At 68.6% G+C, this 19,774-nt stretch carries 18 protein-coding genes and 1 tRNA gene; 9 read left to right on the top strand and 10 right to left on the bottom strand.

Features of this window, described 5'->3' with window-relative positions; genetic code table 11:
• Positions 1-63 precede the first annotated feature (63 nt).
• Complete coding sequence (locus ED92_RS08240; protein WP_037334859.1) at positions 64-2,529, bottom strand: endonuclease/exonuclease/phosphatase family protein; 2,466 nt, start codon at positions 2,527-2,529, stop codon at positions 64-66.
• Positions 2,530-2,688: 159 nt separating this feature from the next.
• Here ED92_RS08240 and ED92_RS08235 point away from each other — a divergent pair, with 159 nt between their 5' ends.
• The 4 genes from ED92_RS08235 to ED92_RS08220 all read left to right on the top strand — a co-directional run bounded on the left by ED92_RS08235 (position 2,689) and on the right by ED92_RS08220 (position 5,239).
• On the top strand, positions 2,689-4,020 hold the full coding sequence (locus tag ED92_RS08235; RefSeq protein WP_037334856.1) for a BNR-4 repeat-containing protein: 1,332 nt from the start codon (positions 2,689-2,691) through the stop codon (positions 4,018-4,020).
• Between the two features lie 124 nt (positions 4,021-4,144).
• Complete coding sequence (locus ED92_RS08230; RefSeq protein ID WP_037334852.1) at positions 4,145-4,327, top strand: hypothetical protein; 183 nt, start codon at positions 4,145-4,147, stop codon at positions 4,325-4,327.
• Between the two features lie 233 nt (positions 4,328-4,560).
• Entirely contained in the window at positions 4,561-5,106 is a 546-nt protein-coding gene (locus tag ED92_RS08225; protein WP_037334849.1) for a DUF305 domain-containing protein, read from the top strand.
• Between the two features lie 42 nt (positions 5,107-5,148).
• Positions 5,149-5,239 (top strand) — tRNA-Ser (locus ED92_RS08220).
• Positions 5,240-5,857: 618 nt separating this feature from the next.
• Here ED92_RS08220 and ED92_RS08215 read toward each other — a convergent pair.
• From ED92_RS08215 to ED92_RS08190, 6 genes are all read right to left on the bottom strand, one after another.
• Positions 5,858-6,481, bottom strand: a complete 624-nt coding sequence (locus ED92_RS08215) for an LppA family lipoprotein (protein WP_081975723.1) — start codon at positions 6,479-6,481, stop codon at positions 5,858-5,860.
• Between the two features lie 13 nt (positions 6,482-6,494).
• Entirely contained in the window at positions 6,495-8,231 is a 1,737-nt protein-coding gene (locus ED92_RS08210; RefSeq protein ID WP_063777560.1) for an alpha/beta hydrolase, read from the bottom strand.
• Positions 8,231-8,548, bottom strand: coding sequence for a hypothetical protein (locus tag ED92_RS08205; RefSeq protein ID WP_052120316.1), 318 nt, complete (start codon positions 8,546-8,548; stop codon positions 8,231-8,233). The genes ED92_RS08210 and ED92_RS08205 overlap by 1 nt, the downstream gene beginning before the upstream one ends.
• A 292-nt stretch (positions 8,549-8,840) precedes the next feature.
• Complete coding sequence (locus ED92_RS08200; RefSeq protein WP_037334843.1) at positions 8,841-9,047, bottom strand: CsbD family protein; 207 nt, start codon at positions 9,045-9,047, stop codon at positions 8,841-8,843.
• 85 nt (positions 9,048-9,132) lie between these two features.
• Complete coding sequence (locus ED92_RS08195) at positions 9,133-9,654, bottom strand: nucleoside deaminase (protein ID WP_228688266.1); 522 nt, start codon at positions 9,652-9,654, stop codon at positions 9,133-9,135.
• On the bottom strand, positions 9,609-10,091 hold the full coding sequence (locus ED92_RS08190) for a tRNA adenosine deaminase-associated protein (protein WP_197684721.1): 483 nt from the start codon (positions 10,089-10,091) through the stop codon (positions 9,609-9,611). Before ED92_RS08190 ends, ED92_RS08195 begins: the two co-directional genes overlap by 46 nt.
• 76 nt (positions 10,092-10,167) lie before the next feature.
• Between ED92_RS08190 and ED92_RS08185 the strand changes: the two genes are divergently transcribed.
• Both ED92_RS08185 and ED92_RS08180 read left to right on the top strand, forming a co-directional pair.
• Positions 10,168-11,397, top strand: coding sequence for a M20 family metallopeptidase (locus tag ED92_RS08185; protein ID WP_037334840.1), 1,230 nt, complete (start codon positions 10,168-10,170; stop codon positions 11,395-11,397).
• A gap of 33 nt (positions 11,398-11,430) precedes the next feature.
• Positions 11,431-11,901: a heme-degrading domain-containing protein gene (locus ED92_RS08180; protein WP_037334837.1), complete on the top strand. Its 471-nt coding sequence runs from the start codon at positions 11,431-11,433 to the stop codon at positions 11,899-11,901.
• Here ED92_RS08180 and ED92_RS08175 read toward each other — a convergent pair.
• On the bottom strand, positions 11,898-12,335 hold the full coding sequence (locus ED92_RS08175) for a hypothetical protein (protein ID WP_037334834.1): 438 nt from the start codon (positions 12,333-12,335) through the stop codon (positions 11,898-11,900). The genes ED92_RS08180 and ED92_RS08175 overlap by 4 nt on opposite strands.
• 71 nt (positions 12,336-12,406) lie before the next feature.
• Between ED92_RS08175 and ED92_RS08170 the strand changes: the two genes are divergently transcribed.
• From ED92_RS08170 to ED92_RS08160, 3 genes are all read left to right on the top strand, one after another.
• Positions 12,407-13,327, top strand: a complete 921-nt coding sequence (locus ED92_RS08170) for a dihydrodipicolinate synthase family protein (protein WP_037334832.1) — start codon at positions 12,407-12,409, stop codon at positions 13,325-13,327.
• Positions 13,328-13,439: 112 nt separating this feature from the next.
• Positions 13,440-14,783 carry a diaminopimelate decarboxylase gene (lysA, locus tag ED92_RS08165; protein WP_037334829.1) on the top strand — a complete coding sequence of 448 codons (1,344 nt, stop codon included), beginning with the start codon at positions 13,440-13,442 and terminating at the stop codon, positions 14,781-14,783.
• 168 nt (positions 14,784-14,951) lie between these two features.
• Positions 14,952-15,446 carry an Lrp/AsnC family transcriptional regulator gene (locus ED92_RS08160; RefSeq protein WP_037334827.1) on the top strand — a complete coding sequence of 165 codons (495 nt, stop codon included), beginning with the start codon at positions 14,952-14,954 and terminating at the stop codon, positions 15,444-15,446.
• Positions 15,447-15,525: 79 nt separating this feature from the next.
• On the opposite strand, the gene helR is transcribed toward ED92_RS08160, so the two are convergent.
• Positions 15,526-17,730 carry an RNA polymerase recycling motor ATPase HelR gene (gene helR, locus ED92_RS08155; RefSeq protein ID WP_304413641.1) on the bottom strand — a complete coding sequence of 735 codons (2,205 nt, stop codon included), beginning with the start codon at positions 17,728-17,730 and terminating at the stop codon, positions 15,526-15,528.
• Positions 17,731-17,910: 180 nt separating this feature from the next.
• Entirely contained in the window at positions 17,911-19,722 is a 1,812-nt protein-coding gene (locus tag ED92_RS08150) for a LamG-like jellyroll fold domain-containing protein (RefSeq protein ID WP_037334821.1), read from the bottom strand.
• Positions 19,723-19,774: the final 52 nt, after the last annotated feature.

Genomic DNA, 19,774 nt, shown 5'->3' with positions numbered 1-19,774 from the left:
GTTTCGTCCTCTGGATGCGGTACTTGCGCGTGCAAGTACCGCATCCAGAGGACTAATTGCGGGTCAGGGGCGCCCGAAGATCTTCTCCAGGTAGTCGGCCAGGTCCCAGAACGCGTCCTGGACCGGGTTGCCCGCGCTCGGCCGGAACCGCAGCACCTGCGGGTCGTGGTCGCTCGCCTGCTTCGCGAACTCGGCGTTCAGGTGCACGACGTCGTAGTCGAGACCGCGCGGTGCGTTCGACGCCAGGATGTGGTCGAGCACCTGCGACTGGCCCTCGAAAACGTAGCTGTACCGCTCGTTTTCGGGCAGCGACGCGATCAGGTCCTTCAGCGCGCCACCGGCGGTCAGCGTCTTCACGGCGGGCGAGAACGGGTAGTCGTTCAGGTCGCCGGCCACGACGACGTTCGCGTTCTTGTCCGAAGCGAGCAGCTTGTCGACGAAGCCGCGAAGCAGGGTCGCCTGCTTGGCCCGCTGCACCTCGGAACTCCGGACCGGCGGCTGGTTGCGGCCGTGCGTCGGCTGGTCGCCGCCCTTGGAGTTGAAGTGGTTCGCGATGACGAACACGGTGCGGCCCTTGAAGACGAACTCGCCGACCAGCGGCTTGCGGCTGGCTTCCCACGCCTCGTTCCCGGGCTCGACACGGCCGGGCGAGACGGTCAGGTGGGCCTTGCCGTGCTCCTTGACCACGCCGACCGGGGTGGTCGCGTCGCCGCCCGGCCGGTCCACAAAGGACACCCGAGCCGGGTTGAACAGGAAGCCGACACGGATGTTCCCGCCGGGCTGACCGCCGTCCTTGCCGTTCTCCGGGTCGATCTGACGCCACTCGTAACGCGGGCCACCGGCGGCGACGATCGCGTCGGTGAACTTCTTCAGCGTCTGGTCCGCGGCGACGGTGCCGTCGTTGGTCGGCCCGTTGTTGTCCTGGATCTCTTCCAGGTTCAGGATGTCCGGCTTCGCCAGGTTGGTGGCGATGGCCTTCGCCAGCTCGCCGAACTTCTCGTCACTGTCCAAAGCGGACAGGTTCTCGACGTTGTAGGTCGCCACGGAGAGCTCACCACTGCGCTGCGCACGGGTGCTCTCGCGCTGCAAACCGTTGTCCTTGGCGGCGCCGAGCTTCGTCGCGAACAGCGTGTAGCCGCCGAAGTTGCTGTACTCGACCGGGCCGGACGTCTCGCCGGTGAGCACGTCACCGGTGTTGACCTTCGGGAACGGCTGCTCGGCGAACGGGATCAGCGAAGCGACCTTGAGTACGCCGGTGTTGAGCCGGTCGTAGTCCAGGTACACCGCGCCACCGCGGACGCTCGGGTTCTGCTTCGGCTTCGTGGTCACGTAAAGCTCGTTGAACGACGACGTCGGGCCGACGACGCGTGCGTCCGAGACGCTGACGATCTCGCTCTCGTGCGTCTCCCAGAAGTCCAGCGAGTATTTCGCGGGCTCCAGCGGCAACGGCTCGATGCTGCCGCCCGGCGCGGGCGCGACGGTGTCCGGGACCGTGTCCGGCGTGACGACGGTGGGCGCGGGCAGGGCGTTCCCGCTGGAGCCGACCGTCCACTGTGCACTCGTCAGCTCGGTGAGCGACTGGTACGGCGAGCTCGCGGGCGCGTCCGGGTAGAACTCGCGGACGGTGCCGGTGGCGGTCACCGCGTCACCGACGGCCACGGCGGGCGTGGTCGAGCCGGTGAAGACGAACAGCCCTTCGCTGGTGCGCGGGTCGGCGTCGGGCGCGGGGTCGGTGATCCAGAATCCGCGCGCCGAACCGAAGCTCCGGATCGCGGTGACGACGCCGGTGACCCCGGCGACCTTCCGGTCCTTGAGCGGCGAGATCCGTGTGGTGCCCTGGATGTCGTGGATCTTGGCGTCGACCGGCGGCGGACCGGTCTCGCCCGGCGTCTCACCCTTGCCGTTGGTCGGCGTGGGCGCGCCGGAGGTGAAGTCGGCCGCGTTGTCGTCGGTGTCCGCGAGCGTCGTGCCCCTGGCGACGGACGCGGTGTTGGACGGCGCGGGCGCCGCGGCACCCTCACGGATGACGGCGGTGGAGCCGAAGCCCACCAGATCCTTGATGCGGCTGTCGGCCGCGCACTCGGCGGCCGTCTTGCAGGTCAGCGCCGTGGTGCCCTGGACGAGCGCGATGGTGCCGGCGGTCGCGGACAGGGCCAGCGAACCGGTGGCGTCCGGCGTCGGCAGCGCGACCGTGCCGCCCGAGCCCTTCGCCTGCGCGACGAGATACCGCGCTCCCGGCGCGACGCCGCCGGTCAGCGGCGTGACCTGCCAGCTGTTCCCCGACGCGGGCGCGTACTGGACGCTGAAGCCGTCGAGGCTCACGGCGGCCGCGCCGCGGTTCGCGAGTTCGACGAAGTCGTTGGTCAGCGTGGCGCCCGAGTTGCCGCCACCGCCGTAGACCTCGGCGATCACGGCGTCGGCGCTGGGCGCGGCGAGCGCGGCCGGAGCGGTCAGGCCGCTCACGACCAGGCCCGAGGCGACGGCCACGGTCAGGGCCCGTCTCCGGGCAGCACGTCGGGATGTGGTCACGCTGAGTCCCCTTTTTCGCAAGATCGGTCGAGGCATACTCCCCCGAACAAGTGAAATGAGGAAGACGTCAAGACAACGATTCGTCACCACTAGCCCGTTCGGATCCTCGCGTGAGACGATCGAACTCCGCCGCCTGCCACACACCAGGAGGCGTTTTTCATGCGCGGACTGCTTTGCGCGCTCGTCGCGGCCGGTCTCGTGATCCCGGTTCCCGCGGCGACCGCCGCACCACCACCCGGCAAGGTCGCGTTCGACGTGATGACCCCGGCGAGCACGGTCGCGTCCCGCACCGACCGGCGGCCGAACGCGGGCGGGGTCTTCGACCCGGTCGCGCGCAAGACCTTCATCTCGTGGTCCGGCAAGGCCGCGGACACCTACGTCCAGGCCTACGACCACCGGACCGGCGTCTGGACGGCGCCGAAGAAGATCGCCGACGGCGAATCCGATCCGCACAACTACCCGACGATGCTGCTGGCGGGCGACGGGCATCTGCTGATCTTCCGCGGCATGCACAACACACGGACCGTGCTCAGCCGCGCGCCGCTCGCCCATTCCCTCGACGGCACCTGGACCGACACCGAGGTGCCCGAGGGCGATTCGGCGAGCTACCCGATGCCGGTGAAGACCGTCGACGGCACGCTTTTCCTGTTCTACCGCGAGACGACCAACGAACTGGATCCGGCGGCGAACTCCGACTTCCGCCCGATGAAGTACCTCGTCTCCCGCGATCACGGGAAGACGTGGAAGAACTCCGTGCAGCTGACCGGGAAGCGGTGGGCGTTCGGCTCGCTGGGCCGGGCCGACCACATGGACGAGATCTACGTCGGGCAGCTGCGGTACCTGCCGTCGTCCGGGCGGATCCACTTCGCCTACACGCTGGCCGGCGGCGGGCCGTCGCAGCACAAACACGACGTCTACCACCGGAACGTCTACCACCTGTCGTTCGACGTGCGGAGCCTGCACTTCTTCTCCGCGGCCGGCCGCGACCTCGGCACGCAGGTCGACGACGCCGAGCAGGAGCGGTATCTCAAGGTCGTCGAAACGCCGCTCGAACTCCCCGGCGGGCTCAAGTCGCCGGACTACATCCTGCAGGTCGGCACCCAGCGCGACGGCAAACCGTTCGTCACCTGGTTCCAGTTCGACGCCGGGGGCTCGCCGCGCGATTTCGCGGGTGCGTGGAACGGCCGGAACTGGGAAGTGCGCGAAGTCGCGAACGGACTCCGATTGCGTGAGATCGAACAGCTCAATGGCGGCACTTGGCGCGTTTACGGAACGCGCGACGGACGACCGGGCATCGAAACGTTCTTGCTCGAGAACGGCCGCGTCTGGACGCCGGAAACCTTGATCACCACACCGAAACCGGTCCAGCGCGTCGAAGTGATCACCGGTTTCCGGGACCCCGCCCGCATTCTGGCGACCGGCGCGTCCAGTGCCCGTGACGTCTCCGTGGCCGACGGTGACGTTTATGTCGCGGGAGCCCCGCGGAAATAGCCCATTGGTGTTCCGCTGCCTTAAATGAACCTCAAGTCCGGGTACAACCCGGCATTTCCGGAGCTACCTTGGCGACGTGAGCGAGGACACAAATCCTCCCTCACGTCGCCGGAGGAGGTGTCCGATGAACTGGCTCATCGTCGGTACGGCACTGGTCCTGCTGCTGACCACCGCCTTGGCCGTCGACCTGCGCGACCGGAAACGCGGCGGACGCCCGGTGGCCCCGTTCGGCGGGGCGCGGCTCGACGCCGTCCTGCGCGAGGCCGATCTGGGCGAACGACTTCTGGACGCTCACCGGGGAGGGTGAGCAGGGGGAACTGGGGGCGCACCGCCGGTGCACGGGACCCGTCGGGGGAGGACGGAGCCCGTACACCGGCGGTGTGTCATTTCCGCCTCGCGGCACAGCCCGATCGGGGCCGTCGATGTCGAGCTCTTCGGATCCGTCACCTCCACCAAGGCTGATCCGGTTTTGAACCGCCGGAAGGTCACAGCCGTATCACAGGGCGGAGGGGCCGGTTTTCCCTGACTACGGAGGTATCGATGCGACGGCGACTGCCGATGGCCCTGTTCGCGCTGGTCGCCTGGGTGCTCGCGGGCTGCTCGACGGCCACGGGCGCCGCCCCGGCGACACCGGGCGCCAACCAGGCCGACATCACCTTCTCCCAGCAGATGGTGCCGCACCACCAGCAGTCGATCCAGGTCGCGAACCTGGCCTCGGAACGCTCGGCGTCCGAATACGTGAAGGCCACCGCGGCCAAGATCGTCAAGGCGGAGTCGGCCGAAGTCCGGACGATGACCGCGTGGCTCCAGTCGTGGAACGCGGCCGTGCTCCCCGCGGCGGGCCACGCCGGGCACGCGATGCCGGGGATGATCACCGAAGGGCAGGTCGCGTCGCTGCAGAACCTGACCGGCGCCGAATTCGACAAGATGTGGCTCCCGCTGATGGCCGAGCATCTGCGCAACGGCGTCGCGATGGCCAAGACGGTGCTCTCCTCCGGCGAGCACGCCGAGACGAAAGCGCTGGCACAGGAGATCGTCGAGAACCAGACGGCGGCGATCGACGAGATCACCTCGCAGCTTTCTTGACCCCCTGAAGACACCGGAAGGCCCTCCGGTATTGTTCTCGGCGGTGGCGTGTCCGAGCGGCCGAAGGAGCACGACTCGAAATCGTGTGACGGTTAATACCCGTCCGTGGGTTCAAATCCCACCGCCACCGCCATATGCAACGTTCAAGCCCCGGGTCGGGACCACCTGACCCGGGGCTTGTTCGTTCTCACGGGCGTCTGACCGACCAGGAACGCCTGCGAGAAGCCCGTTGTGTGGTCCTTGTCACAGGCCATCGTGGTTGGTCGCTCCCTGACGAGTCGTTTCCTGCGACAGGTACGAGCACGCGCAGGCTTGCAAACGGCTCGGTGACCTCGGGCCCGAGCGATCTCTCCATGCTCGTCGACATACAGCTTGTCGAAGAAGCCCTCGTTAGGCTGCCCGCGAATGTCACGGTTGCCTCGCCGCAGTGCCCGGTGCTTGCCCGAGCCCCTGGGTCATTGAGGGGCAAGTCAAAGATGATGGCGTCGGCGGCGCGAACGGGTTCGCCACCGAGACCCAGCACCGTACCTTCCGACTGTCCAAAAAGGACAATTTTCAAGATCGAGGCGTCCGATTCGGGTGCTTTGCGCAGTATTGCCCGGGGGTCGTGAGTGGCGATGGTCGTTCTAACCCTCTTTACCACTCACGACTCCCCGTTAAAACGGACTTATGGCCATAAAACGTGCGCTTGCTGCCCGGAAAAGTGACCACTGTGGACACCAGTGCCTCGGGCGGCATCTTTGACTTACCGTCATTGCCCGGGTTCACCCGTCGCCCGCGGCGTGCCCCTCGTATGTGCCTCCGCCGACAGGTGACACCCCGTCTTCAGCGTCAGCATCGTGCTGGTGCCGGTCGTCGTGCCGGTCGAGGTCGAAAGCGTCAGATCCGCTCCGAAGTCATCGAGCAGGTGGAACTCCCGGAACGCAGGCTGGTTGACTTCGAAGCCCTTCTTCGTGAAGCCGTGCTTACCCGCGGCTTCGGTAAGCGCCTGCGTGGTCTTCACCCAGCTGGCTTCAGGAATTACGTCCGGCAGGCCCCATGTGGTGTAGGCGGTGTACACGTCGTGGACATCGACCGCACGGAAAGCGTTGCAGCCGGGCGATACTTCGGCCACCGTGCCTTGCTGCCACGAGGAGAAGCCAGTGGCCTCGGTGAGCTTGGCGCGCAGGTCGGTGAGCGCTTCGTCGTACTTCACCTGGGCCTGCTTGGCGTCCGGCCGCTTGAGGAGTTCGGTGAACTGCTGCTGGGTCGACATGCCGTCCTTGCTGTGGTCGTTGTCGAGGTAGTCCGGGCTGCTGTCACACGCCGTGCCGGCGAGCAGGACGGCGACCGCCATCCCGGCGATCCAGCTGGTGGTTCGAGCAGCGTGCTTCATGTTTCACCTGGGCTTACTTCGAGATGGTCAGGTCGGGGCGGCCGGCAACGACCGCCGCCATGTTGTACTTGCTGGTGCTGTCGGTGCCATCCGGCGTGGTCAGGGTGTACTCGCTGTGCCCCGAAGAAGCAGCCAGCGGCCGGCCGTCGAGCAGCGATGTCGCTCCGTGGGTCGACAGCTGCTTCATGCCCTCCATGCTGCCGGGGTCTTCGCCGAACCGCCCATGGGTGATGTTGCCGACGTCCGCAACTGGGTCACCATCTGCTTCGAGCGTGTAGGCGTGGCCCTCCGGAACATGCAGCCGGTCGATGGAACGGCCTCCGATGCCGTCTCCATACGGTTGGTCAGAGATGCCGGGCGAGCCGAAGAACACAGCGTCGTCGACGCCGGTGTCACTTTGCAGCGCGATGCCGGTGGTCAGCGAGCCGTACGAGTGCCCGAGCGCCGTGAGGTGTGGGTCATCCGGCCGGGACATGTTGATCCCTTGGTCGAAGCGGGCCAGCTTCTCGGCCCCATCCTGCGCCGCGCCGCCGCCGATGACGTCGACGTAGTCGCCCGGCTTGTCGGTCGCGGGCGGCTCGTAGCCGAGCCAGGTCACCGTCGCGACCGACTTGCCGCTGAGGTCACCCACCATGCGATTGGCGCTCTCGCGCACGCTCTGCATGTCGTTCACGTAGCCGTCGAGGTTTGTCTCGACCGCGGAGTTCATTCCCGGCGTGAACACGGCGACATGCTTTGCCGTGTCGACATCCCCATTGGCCACCGCGGCCTTCACCTTGTCACCAGTGACATCGAGCGACATGAGCTGCCGGTTCGGCAGCGGCTTGCCGTCCGGCCCCACCATGATGCCTTCGACCTTGCTCAGGGCAGCGAGTCGTTCATCGAGCTTGGCGAGCTGTTCCTGATACTTGTGCACACTCGGCACATCCCGGCTCGGATCCGCCGGGGCGTGGCGCATGAGCTCGGTGCGCTCGTCGAGCAGCTTCTGCTTCTCGTCCGCCAGGAGCGCGATGTTCGCCTTACTCCTGGCCCACGCCGCCACGCCATCCCGGTTGCCCACCAACCCCGGGTGATCCTTGATCAGGCGCTCTTGCTGCTGTTTCGAGAGGGAGTCCCACCAGGCGGCGTTGGCCGCCGGGCCCGCGTCGACGGCAGGTGGAGCGGGGATCGACAAGGAGCCGAGGGCCTCGCCGGCGTTTCCGGCCGCGGCCAGGCTGGTGCCTTCGCCGCTGGCGTCGATCGTGTGCCCGTTGATCGCCGGGTCGAGCACGGCGCAGAAGTCGTTGTCGACGTCTTCGGCGGAGAGCAGCGTCTGCTTCACACGCTCGCCCAGCTCCGAAGCCACGATCTTGCGCTCGCGCTCCACATCTTCACGCTGCTCTTCCGGGATGTCCGGCGGCAGTCCGTGGTCGGTGATCGCACCGTCGTCCCCGATGGAGAAGTTATGCGCCTTGGCCAGGCTCTCGGCTTCCTTGAGTCCGGCCAGCACACCGGTGGCCGCATCAGCTGCATCACCACTGGCTCGGCGGATGGCCGCGATCTCGGCCGCCCACTCCTTGCCCTCTTCGATGAGGCGCTTCGATGCACCGGCTGCCGCGGTGGCCGCGGTGCCTGACCAGCCGCTCGGCATCGCGGCGTCCTCGAAGTCTTCGGAGCAGGCCAGCAGTTGCAGGTACTTGCCGTTGAGTGCGGCCGACATGTCGGAGAGCACGCTCGGATTCCAGCGTCGAAGATCTCCCCAGGAAACCATCAGCTGGCCTTTGGCCCGCCGTGAGAGACCGTGACATGCAGATCTTGCTGGGCGGCCGCTTCGTTGGCGCGGTAGTTCGCCGCGGCCTTGCCGAGGTCGCCGGAGTACGCCTCCCAGGCTCCGGCCCACCGCTGGCCCTTGCCCGACCAAGCGGACTTCAACGCGGCCAGCTTGCCTGCCGAACGAGTACCGGGAAGACCGGCATCACCCGCCGGAACCACGCCGACGGTATCGAGCCCGCGGGCGTCATCGACCAATCGCCCGGCGGCCTTGCTCGCTTCGTCGATCTCTACGAGTACAGCTTCATAGCCAGCCATCTGCCACACCCTCCCAAGGTGACGCGCGTGCTGTCTCCGTGACCATACGACAGCATTCGGTCACCTGTGAACCGCATCCGCCCAGGTCGGGGAGGGCTACTCAAGCTCGGCTGAGTGGATCTACTTATGCGCGGAGCACCAGGCCTTCGTGGTGCTGAGCGACGTTTCATCGCACCGCTACAGCCCGAAGGCGTTGCCGCCAAACGGCGTCTTCAATGCACTGCGGTTTCAGACTCAGCGTGGTCGTGCGAAGAGCCGGTCTCCGCGGAGACCGGCTCTTCTGCGTTCGCGGCTACTTGTTGAACTTGTCCTTGAGGTCCTGCACGCCGCCTTCCGCGCGGTCGCGGAGGTCGTGCCCGGCCTCCTTGACTTCGCCCTTGGTCTGGTCGGCCCGGCCGGAGTTCGCGAGGTCCTGGTTGTCGGTCTTCTCGCCGAGCTTCTCCTTGGCGGCGCCGATGGCCTGCTCGGCCTTGTCCTTCGCCTTGTCGAAAACGCTCATGGCGGATGTTCCTCCTTCGACTGCGGCCACCGTCTGCGGCCGCCTCTCCGGAGGGTTACCCGTGCCCCGGGGTCCGACACATCCTTCACCCGGTGCGGTTACCCCGCTGCCCGTGGAAGAAGTCTTCGAGCAGGGCCGCGCATTCGGCCTCCAGGACCCCGCCGACGACTTCCGCGCGGTGACTGAGCCGCCGGTCGCGGACGACGTCCCACAGCGACCCCACGGCCCCGGTCTTGGGCTCCCAGGCGCCGAAGACGACCTTCGCGACCCTCGCCATCACGAGGGCGCCGGCGCACATCGTGCACGGCTCCAGCGTCACCGCGAGTGTGCAGCCTTCGAGCCGCCAGCCGTCGCCGTAGATCTTCGACGCGGCCCGCAGCGCGAGGATCTCCGCGTGCGCCGTCGGGTCGCCGAGTTCTTCGCGGGCGTTGCGCGCGGAAGCGAGCGGGGTCCCGTCCGGGGACAGGACGACGGCGCCGATCGGCACGTCTTCGCCCGCACCTCGCGCCGCGACGATCGCCGCCCGGACGGCGGCGATGTCGGCGGCGGAGGCGGCGGGGCTCAGATCTCGTCCAGGATCTTGGTGAACTCGGCGGCGAAGCCGCATCGCTGCGCGACCATCTGGAGTTGTTCGTCCGGATAGAGATCGACCTCGCCGACGATCACCTGCAGCTCCGCCCCGGGCAGTCCGAGATCGGACAGGATCTCGAGGTCGCCTTCCGGCCAGACCGCGTCGTCGTCCTCGTCCGGGGGGTCGACTCTCAGCACGTCGAGGACGTCGGCGGCGATGTCGTAGTCGAGCGCCGCGGCGGCGTCGGACAACAGCAGCGACGGGCCTCTGGGGCTCGGCCGGACGATCACGAAGAACTCGTCGTCCACCGCCAGCAGCCCGAACGCGGCCCCTGTCGAACGCAGTTTGCCGAGCTCGGTGATCGCAGCGTCGAGCTCGCCGAGCGCCCCCGGATCAAGGGAACTGCACCGCCACCGACCGTCCTCCCGCACCACGGCCACCGCGAACCCCGTGATCGGCTCTTGCACCGCCATGCGCACACCGTATTCCGCCCGCATTCGGAACGCACGCACGGTGCGCCCGAAGCGCCGCATGCGCCACTATCGAGACATGACCGGACCCACCGACCTGCCCACCCTCCCCGACGCGCGCTTCGCCGGTTTGCTGGACGAAGCCCGCGCTCTCCAGACGAAAACCGTAGAGCTCCGCCGGGAGATCCACCGGAATCCGGAGATCGGCCTCGACCTGCCGAAGACCCAGGCATCGATCAAAGCCGCCCTCGAGGGCCTGCCGCTGGAGATCACCGAGGGCAAATCGACCACCTCGCTGACCGCCGTCCTCCGCGGCGGGAAGCCCGGCCCGGCGATCCTGCTCCGCGGCGACATGGACGCGTTGCCGCTGCACGAGGACACCGGGCTCGACTTCTCCTCCGAAGACGACGGCGCGATGCACGCCTGCGGGCACGACACCCACGTCGCGATGCTGGCGTCGGCCGCTCGGCTGCTCTGCGAGCACGTCGACGAGCTGGCCGGGTCGGTGGTGTTCATGTTCCAGCCCGGCGAGGAAGGCGAGCACGGCGCGCGCCACATGATCCACGAGGGCGTGCTCGACGCCGCGGGCGAGCGCGTCGAGAAGGCGTTCGGCCTGCACATCTTCACCTCGGCCGCGTCCGGCGTCGTGCAGACGCGACCGGGCCCGATCATGGCCTCGGCCAACAGCTTCCACGTCACCGTCACCGGCAGGGGCGGGCACGGCTCGGCGCCGCACCAGGCAATCGACCCGGTGCCCGCGGCGGCCGCGATGGTCAGCGCGCTGCAGACGATGGTGACCCGCAAGGTCAGCGTGTTCGAGCCCGCGGTGGTGTCGGTGACCCGTATCGAGACGGGCACGACGACGAACATCATCCCGGAGACGGCGTTCCTGGAGGGCACGATCCGCACGCTGTCCGAGCGGACGCAGGCGTTCGTGCGCGAGGAACTGCCGCGGGTGTGCGAGGCGGTCGGCGCGGCGCACGGCGTCAAGGTGAGCGCAGAGGTCCTCCCCGGCTACCCGGTCACGGTGAACGATCCACAGGTCGCGGCGAGGGTGCTGGATCTGGCGGGCGAGGTACTCGGCGCCGAGAACTCCGAGGTCATGGAGAACCCGGTGATGGGCGCGGAGGACTTCTCGTACGTCCTGCAGCGGGTGCCGGGCGCGTTCGCGTTCCTGGGGGCCTGCCCGCCCGGCGCCGATCTGGCCACGGTGGAGGCGAACCACTCGAACCGGGTGGTCTTCGACGAGGACGCGATGGCCAACGGCGTGGCGATGTACGCCGCGTTCGCCCTGGACGCCCTTCGCTAGCCATTACACAACAGCGTTGATTTAATGGGTGCCATGAGCGATGACACCCTGGCCGTCCTGGCCGCACAGGAGGAGCGCCTGGTCTTCCGCCGGTTCGACAACGAGACCGCGCTGGAGCTGGGCGCCCACCTGCTCGCGGCGGCACGGGGCCGCGCCCTCCCGGTGACGGTCTCCGTGCGTCGCGGCGGGCAGCGGCTGTTCCACGCGGCGTTGCCGGGCACCTCGGCCGACAACGACGCGTGGATCGACCGCAAGAGCCGCGTCGTCGACCGTTACGGGCACAGCTCGTTCTTCGTCGGCGAACAGTTCCGCGCGAAGGGCACGACGTTCGAGGCCGACTCCCGCCTCGACCCGGATCTGTACGCCGCGCACGGCGGCGTGTTCCCGGTGATCGTCGAGGGAGTCGGTCCGGTCGGCACCGTCGGCGTCTCGGGGCTGCCCCAGGCCGACGATCACGCGTTCGTCGTCGAGCAGCTGGAGATCTTCCTCGGCGCCTTGTGCTAAGTGGACTGCCGGCCGAGGCGCAAGGTGAGAAAGCCGGCACTGGGCGAGAGATCCGCGTAGTCGACCCGGTAGCCGCCGAAAGTGGCCCCCTCGGCCTTGACGGCGTCCAGCGTGAACGACACCGCCGGGCCCGCCGACGGCCGGGCGTAGGACATCGTCACGATCGCACGTCCCGCCGAAGCGCATATCTCCCCGTGCGGGCACCGCTCGTCCAGCACCGTCAAGTAGGCGAGGCGCAGGTCTTCGTCCGGGAGCACCGTCCAGCCGCCGAGGCGGAGCGTGAACGCGTCGCCCACCGCCGGCGGGCCGCACGAGGCGTTCAGGAACACGAGCACGAGACCGAACAGCACCAGTTTCGCCGGGGTCCCCCAGAGCCGCCGTCTTCGCATACCGGAGAGACGCGCGAACCGGCTGTCCCGGTTGCATCGGACCATTCGTCCTGATGTCCGGGACAGTCGTCCCGGCATGCTAATCTGATGCCGTCACATCATATATCAGATCGGACATGCCAGTGACCTCACGGTTCGACGAGCGGCGACGGCGGCTGTCCGGGGTCGTGGCCATCCCGGTGACGCCGTTCGACGCCGACGGCGCCGTGGCTTCCGAGACCTACGGGCACCTGGTCGACCGCGTGCTCAGCGCCGGCGTCGACGTCGTGACACCGAACGGGAACACCGGCGAGTTCTACGCGCTGGACGAGGCCGAGGCACGGCACTGCCTGGAGGTGACGGTCAAAGCCGCGGCGGGGCGGGCGAGTGTGGTCGCCGGGGTCGGGCACGACGTCCGGACGGCGATCGGTGCGGCCCGGCACGCCGTGGACGCGGGCGCCGACCTGGTCATGATCCATCAGCCGGTGCATCCGTACGTCTCGGCGGAGGGCTGGGTCGAGTACCACCGCGCCATCGCGGCGGCGGTCCCGGAGCTGGGTGTTGTGCTCTACGTACGCGACGCGCGTATCACGGGCGAGCAGCTGGCCAGGCTCGCCGACGCCGCGGAGAACGTCATCGGCGTGAAGTACGCGGTGCCGGATCCGGTGCGCTTCGCCTCGGTGGCGCGGGACGCGGGAATCGACCGTTTCGCGTGGATCGCCGGGTTGGCGGAGCTGTCGGCGCCGGGCTACTTCGCCGTCGGCGCGACCGGGTTCACCTCCGGCCTGGTGAACGTCGCGCCGTCGCTTTCGCTGGAGATGTTCCGTGCGTTGCGGAACGGCGACTTCGCCGGGGCGATGGCGGTCTGGGAGCGGATCCGTCCCTTCGAGGAGCTGCGGGCCGCGGACGGCAACGCCCACAACGTGAGCGTGGTCAAGGAAGCGTTGGCACAGCTGGGTTTGTGCCGCGCGGACGTCCGGCCGCCGAGCCGCCCGCTGACCGGCGCGGAACGCGAGCGGGTCACCGCCGCGGTGTGGCCGGGGTTACTCGCGCGTTAACAAGGCGTCAGCGAGGCCGCGCGGAGCGTCAGGGAGACGTTGCCGCGACGGCCGGGCCGGGTCGATCGGAGTTGTGCTGAGGAGGCACTGACCGATCGACGCGGAGGTAACCGTGACGCTCAGCGAGCTCCTGCCCAGCCTCGGCTGCGAGGCCGCCGACCACCTCGAACCCGGGGTCTGGCCACGGAGCACCCGGCTCGGGCCGGGCGGGGAACTGCTGTTCGCCGGCGCGCCGGTGTCCCACCTCGCCGCGAGGTTCGGGACACCGGCGTACCTGCTCGACGAGGACGAGGTCCGGCAGAACGCCCGCGCGTACCGGAAAGCACTGCCCGACGCCGAAGTGGCGTACGCGAGCAAGGCCCTCTGCACGCGGGCGGTCCTGCGCTGGGTCGCCGAAGAAGGCCTTTCCCTCGACACCTGCTCGGCGGGCGAGATCGCGGTGGCGCGGTCGATCGGCTTCCCCGCCGAGCGGATCCTGCTGCACGGCAACGCGAAAACCCCCGAAGACCTCAAAGCCGCCTTGTCCTACGGCGTCCGCCGGATCGTGGTGGACTCGCTCGACGAGATCGAGCAGCTCGGCGCACTGGCCACCGGCGCACAGCAGGTGCTGATTCGCGTGACCCCCGACGTCGCCGCCGGCACGCACGCCGCGATCACCACCGGCACCGAAGGGCAGAAGTTCGGCTTCTCGCTGCGCGAGGAGGTCCGCGACAACCTCGGGCGCGCTGTGTCCGCCGTGCTCGCGCAGCCCGGACTCCGCCTGGCCGGGCTGCATTGCCACATCGGTTCGCAGGTGTCGCGGGTGGACTTCTACGAACTGGCCGCCCGCAAGATGATCGGGGTGCTCGTCGCACTCCGCGAGAGCCACGGTGTCACCCTGCGCGAACTGGATCTCGGCGGCGGGCACGCCGTGCGCTATCTGCCCGGCGACACGGGTTTCGACATCGACGGTTATGTGCGCCGTCTGCGTGTCGCGCTCGCTTACGAATGCACCTCGCACGGTTTCCCCCTGCCGAAGCTGACGATCGAACCCGGCCGCGCGATCGTCGGTCCGGCGGGGATCACCGTGTACCGGGTCTGCGCGGTGAAACGCGGCTCGCGCACTTTCGTCGCCGTCGACGGCGGGATGAGCGACAACGCACGGCCGGCGCTCTACGGGGCGGCGTACACGGCGCGTCTGATCGGCAGGCGCAGCCGTTCCGCCCGTCGGCCGATGACGGTGGTCGGACGGCACTGCGAATCGGGCGACGTCCTCGCCGACGGACTCTCGCTCCCCGACGACGTCCACCCCGGCGATCTGCTCGCCGTCCCGTGCACCGGGGCATACCACCACTCGCTCGCGTCGAATTACAACCTCGTCGGCAGGCCGCCGGTGGTCGGCGTCTCCCGCGGCACCGCGACGCTGCTCGTCCGCCGTGAAACCGAGGAAGACCTGCTGAAACGCGACCTCGGCTGACGCGTCATCCGAAAACCTCGGCACCCGCCCTATCGCACGACAGAATCCTTCGCGCGAAGGCGCCGAGAAAGAGAATCACGACAAACAACTTAACGGCGGTAGCATTCTGGACACTTATCGATACGCTGCGCGACAAGAATCGCATGCCGAAACAAAGGGAGGGACGGCATGGGTGACGAACCACGCGCGCAGATGGAGCAGCGCACACCTAGAGGTTTGGACAATACCGATCGCACCCTGATCGCTCTACTGCAAGTCGACGGGCGGGCCTCGTTCACGGCCTTGGCCAAGGCCGTCGGACTGTCGGAGGGCGCCGTGCGGCAGCGCGTCCAGCGGCTGCTGCGGGACGAGACGATGCAGATCGTCGCGGTCACGGATCCGGCGAACGTCGGGCTCGGCCGTCAGGCGATGGTCGGGATCAAGGTGCAAGGCGATCCGCGGGCGGTCTCCGACCAGCTCTCCGGAATGCCGGACGTCCACTACGTCGTGCTGACCGCGGGAGGCTACGACCTGCTCGCCGAGGTCGCCTGCCGGGACGACGAACACCTCTTGAGTGTGCTGAACGACGACATCCGGCCCATCCCGGGTGTCGTCAGCACGGAGACCTTGGTCTACTTGAAACTCGCAAAACAGACATATGCCTGGGGCAACCTGACCCGATGACAGCACGCCCCGCGCTATGAACGGACCGTTCCTTGCGAAATTTGCAAGGAACGGCCCGTTCATGGCACTCGCGGGAGGGTCAGACGCAGTGCAGGTAAGCGTCGGGAGTCCGCCGCCCGGAATCAAGACCGCGGAGGACTTTCGGCAGCACCCCGCTGTACAGGACCCCGAGCCGCTGCGTCGCCCGCGTCAGCGCGACGTACAGCTCCGCCTCACCGCTCGGGCCTTCCGCGAGGATCCGCTCCGGCTCGACCACCAGCACGGCGTCGTACTCCAGCCCCTTCGTCGCGGACGGCGCGATCGCGCCGGGCACTCCCGGCGGCCCGATGACGACCGACGTCCCTTCGCGCCCCGCCTCTTCACGGACGAACTCGGCGACGGCGTCTTCGATGTCCACTGCGGACAGTCGTCGCGCCCACGGCCGGACCCCGCACGAGCGCACCGATTCCGGCGGTACGACATCGGGCGCGAAACTCGCCAGCAGTGACGCCGCCACCGCCATGATCTCCGACGGCGTCCGGTAGTTGACGGTCAGTTTCCGGTACACCCACCGATCGGCGACGTACCGCGAGAGCATCTCGTCCCACGACCGCGCGCCGGACGGCGACCGGCGTTGCGCGAGATCCCCGACGATGGTGAAGGACCGGCTGGGACAGCGTCGCATCAGCACGCGCCAGTCCATTTCGGACAGTTCCTGCGCCTCGTCGACGACCACGTGGCCATAGGTCCATTCCCGGTCGGCGGCGGCGCGTTCCGCGAGATCCCGCTCGTCGCGTTCGGCGAACCGGTCCGCCAGTTCCTCCGCCATCAGCACGTCCGTGGGCCGCAGCGCGAACTCGTAATCGTCGTGATCGTCTTCGACCTCGACGATTTCCAGCACCCGCTCCGCGTATTCCTTGCGCGCCAGCCGCCGCCGTTCCTCCGCCCGCCGCTCGGCGGTGCGGTCCCGGCCGAGCAGTTCGACGGCTTCGTCCAGCAACGGCACGTCGGACACCGTCCACGCGTCCGCGTCCTCACGGAACAGCGCCGGATCGGCCCCGGCGGCCCGCAACCGCTCCGGCGACGCGTAGAGGTCGGCGAGCAGCCGCTGCGGCGTCAGCGACGGCCAGAGCCGATCGAGCACCGCACCGAGTTCCTCGCTCGCTTCCAGGTCCCGGCGAGCGTTCTCGAGCATCTCCGGACGGGTGTGCCGATCGTCCTCCGGGAGCCAGCCCGCGCCGATCCGGTCGACCGCGCGCACGGCGAGCGCGGCGATCACCGTGCGTTCGAAGACGGCTTTGGCCTCGTTGTGCAGCAGGCCGCTCTCCCTGGCCACCTCGCGCGCGGCGGCCGCGATCTCGGCGTCCAACGCCACGGTGACGTCGTCGAGCTCGATCGGCTCCGGTTCGGCGGGCAGTTCCTGCCGGTCCGCCACCGCGGCCGCGAGCACGTCCAGGATCGCCAGCGAACCCTTGACCCGCTGGACCGGCGGCGGATCCTCGCGTTCGGCGCGCAGACCGGCGACGAGGCCGCCGGGTGTCGCGAAAACGGCGCTGGTCTCGCCGAGTGACGGCAGGACCCGGCCGATGTGATCGAGGAAACCGCTGCTGGGCCCGACCACGAGCACGCCGCGGCGTTCCATGCGCTCCCGTTTCGTGTACAGCAGATACGCCACGCGATGCAGTGCCACCGCCGTCTTCCCGGTGCCCGGCCCGCCCTCCACGACGACGACCCCCGGGTGGGCGAGCCGGATGATCTCGTCCTGCTCGGCTTGGATCGTCGCGACGATGTCCCGCATCCCCTCGCCGCGCGGCGCGTTGACCGCGGCCAGGAGCGCGACATCGCCCCGTTCCCCCGCCGATTCCGGACGGCCGAAGACCTCGTCGGTGAAGTCGAGGACCTCCCGCCCGAGGGTGCGGAATTGACGGCGCCTCGCCATTCCTTCCGGCGACGCCCCGGTCGCGCAGTAAAACGCGCGCGACGCCGGCGCACGCCAATCCAGCAGCAAGGGTTCGTAGTCGTTCTCTTCGTCGAAAAGGCCGATCCGGCCGACGTACGAACGTTCTCCCGAAAGGGCGTCCAAACGACCGAAACAAAGGCCTTCGTCGGCGACCTTCAGCCTGGCCATCTCGCGCGCCTTCGCGCCGACGGACACCTCGCGGTCGGACAGCGCGAAGCCTTCTCCGCGCAGTGCACCGGCATACGCCTCGCTCACGCGCACGCGTTCGGTGTCCAGCCGCCCGTAGAGCGACGCCACGTAACGCCGCTCGGATCGCAATTCCTCGTCGTACCCCTGATTTGACAAGTTCCCCTCACAGCGGTTAGACTGACAACACATTCGGCGTACTGATCAGTGAATCTGAATCAGGCGCCGATTTTTTATTGTCCCCCGCTTGTCAAGAGACCCCCCGTATTCCCCCGGAAACGACCGTGCGCGATAATGGGGACGGTCGCCCACCATTACCGCGCACGATCCGCGCGAAACTCAGCCGAGCATGAACTCGCGGGGGTCCAGCGCCCTGCCCACCACGCGCACGTCGCCGAGCCAGCCGTGGAACGCCTGCTCGACGATCGAGTCATAGGCGTAGGCGCCGATCAGCCACGAACCGCCGGGGTTCGCGATCCCCGCCGCCGGCGTCTTCGGGTTCCGCAGCACCGGGCAGCCGTCGACGTAGAGCGTCGTCCGCCTGCCGTCGTTGACGGCCGCGACATGGATCCATTCCCGCAACGCCAGTTCGTGCCCCCAGCAGGTGGAGATCCCGTTCTGGTTCACCGGGAACACCGCCCACTGGAACGCGGCACCCTCCGAAAGGGACAGTGTGGCCGACGGCTCGCCGGGATCGTCGCCGGTCTTGCCCGCCTCGCCGCCCGAGCCCTGCCTGCCGAAGATCGCCGCCCAGGAATGCTTGCCGTCCTTGAAATCCTCGGGCAGCTTCACGAACGCCTCGACGGTGTAGCCGCGGGCGAACGTCTCCGCGTTCATCGGCGCGGAGTCCGCCGTGCGCAGATACCCGCCGCGAGCCGGTTTCTTGCCACCGTCGAACCGGAGACTCGACCTCGACGGCTGCCGCGTGGAGAACTCGCCGGAGAACCGCAACGCCTCGGGCGCACTCCCGGGCAGGGTCACGCGGACCAGGTCGTTGCCCCGGCCCGAAAGGTCACGGACTCTGTCGACGGGCGCGCCGTCACGGCCCTCGAACCGCCAGTACGCGACGGTGCCGCGGATCAGCTGGCGTTCGGCGGGCCGCGCGGGCGGCACCGGGACCGGCGCGAACCCGGCGAACCTCGACTCGAAGTCGATCTCCATGCTGAAGTAGTCCGCCGGGCCGGTGCGTTCGATCTCCTGCCGCTGCAGCTCGTTCAGCCGCGGCGCCTGGTCCGCCAGCCACGGCGAGACCGTGCGGACGTCGATCACGTTGCGCGCGAGGTCGAACCGGTAGAGCCGGATCATCGCGCTGCCGCCGTAATAACGGTCCTGGTAGTTTGTGATGTGCAGATGGACGTCGTGGCCCGCTTTGTTCTGCTTCACCATGCGTCCGAGCGGCCAGTAGTGCCCGTTGAGCGTCAGGAAGATCTGGTCGTTGCCCGCGACCAGTTCGTCCCACACCTTCTGCCCGAACTCCGAGAACTGCGCCTGCCCGGCCTCGTCGGCCCATACCAATTCGTGGATGGTCAGGATCGCCGGGAGCCGCGGATTCCGCGCCAGCACCGACCGCGCCCACTCCAGCCCGCCCGCCGACGGCCGCCAGTCGAGCGCGAGCAGCAGCCACTCGCGGCCGCCCGCACGGAACACGTGGTGGCTGTTGTAGCCGTCCGGGCTCGCGCCGCGGAAGGTCCGCGAACCGCGCTGCCGCTGCGGCCCGAAGGCGTCGAGGTACGGCGTGCGGCCGCGCTGGTCGTCGGTCGAGGATTTGATGTCGTGGTTGCCCGCCAGGGTGCTGTACGGGAACCGGCGCCGGTCCAGGTGCTGGAAGGACCGGCTGATCTGGTCGAACTCGCCCGGTTGCCCGTTCTCGGTGAGGTCGCCGAGATGCGCCAGGAAGACGATGTTCTCGTCGCCGCCGGTGACGTACCGCAGCGTGGCGTCCAAGGGCGCGGGATCGCCGCGGTCGGCGTCGAACAGGTACTGGGTGTCGGGCAGGACCGCGAGGGTGAAGCGGCCGTCTTCGGTGTCCGGGCCGCGACCGAAGGCCGCCGAGGCGGCGGGGGCACCGAGCGCGGGTAACGCGGAGACCGCCGCACCGGCGCCGAGCAGGCCCGCGCCGCGCAGGAAGGTCCGTCTGGATGAGTCGTTCACGGCCGCAACCTACGGTCGCGGAGGCAACGCGTCCCGAACCGCGGATGAACAC

The sequence above is a fragment of the Amycolatopsis sp. MJM2582 genome (assembly GCF_000754115.1).
GTDB classification, from domain to species: Bacteria; Actinomycetota; Actinomycetes; order Mycobacteriales; family Pseudonocardiaceae; genus Amycolatopsis; species Amycolatopsis japonica.
The sequence above is the reverse complement of the archived record's forward strand: the minus strand, read 5'-3'. Positions and strand labels throughout refer to the sequence as shown.

Excerpts from the sequence above, each read along its gene's own strand:
- ED92_RS08235 (WP_037334856.1), top strand. The coding sequence starts at position 2,689 with ATGCGCGGACTGCTTTGCGCGCTCGTCGCGGCCGGTCTCGTGATCCCG.
- ED92_RS08230 (WP_037334852.1), top strand. The coding sequence starts at position 4,145 with ATGAACTGGCTCATCGTCGGTACGGCACTGGTCCTGCTGCTGACCACC.
- ED92_RS08225 (WP_037334849.1), top strand. The coding sequence starts at position 4,561 with ATGCGACGGCGACTGCCGATGGCCCTGTTCGCGCTGGTCGCCTGGGTG.
- ED92_RS08215 (WP_081975723.1), bottom strand. The coding sequence starts at position 6,481 with ATGAAGCACGCTGCTCGAACCACCAGCTGGATCGCCGGGATGGCGGTC.
- ED92_RS08210 (WP_063777560.1), bottom strand. The coding sequence starts at position 8,231 with ATGGTTTCCTGGGGAGATCTTCGACGCTGGAATCCGAGCGTGCTCTCC.
- ED92_RS08205 (WP_052120316.1), bottom strand. The coding sequence starts at position 8,548 with ATGGCTGGCTATGAAGCTGTACTCGTAGAGATCGACGAAGCGAGCAAG.
- ED92_RS08200 (WP_037334843.1), bottom strand. The coding sequence starts at position 9,047 with ATGAGCGTTTTCGACAAGGCGAAGGACAAGGCCGAGCAGGCCATCGGC.
- ED92_RS08195 (WP_228688266.1), bottom strand. The coding sequence starts at position 9,654 with ATGCGGCTTCGCCGCCGAGTTCACCAAGATCCTGGACGAGATCTGAGC.
- ED92_RS08190 (WP_197684721.1), bottom strand. The coding sequence starts at position 10,091 with ATGGCGGTGCAAGAGCCGATCACGGGGTTCGCGGTGGCCGTGGTGCGG.
- ED92_RS08185 (WP_037334840.1), top strand. The coding sequence starts at position 10,168 with ATGACCGGACCCACCGACCTGCCCACCCTCCCCGACGCGCGCTTCGCC.
- ED92_RS08180 (WP_037334837.1), top strand. The coding sequence starts at position 11,431 with ATGAGCGATGACACCCTGGCCGTCCTGGCCGCACAGGAGGAGCGCCTG.
- ED92_RS08175 (WP_037334834.1), bottom strand. The coding sequence starts at position 12,335 with ATGGTCCGATGCAACCGGGACAGCCGGTTCGCGCGTCTCTCCGGTATG.
- ED92_RS08170 (WP_037334832.1), top strand. The coding sequence starts at position 12,407 with ATGCCAGTGACCTCACGGTTCGACGAGCGGCGACGGCGGCTGTCCGGG.
- ED92_RS08160 (WP_037334827.1), top strand. The coding sequence starts at position 14,952 with ATGGGTGACGAACCACGCGCGCAGATGGAGCAGCGCACACCTAGAGGT.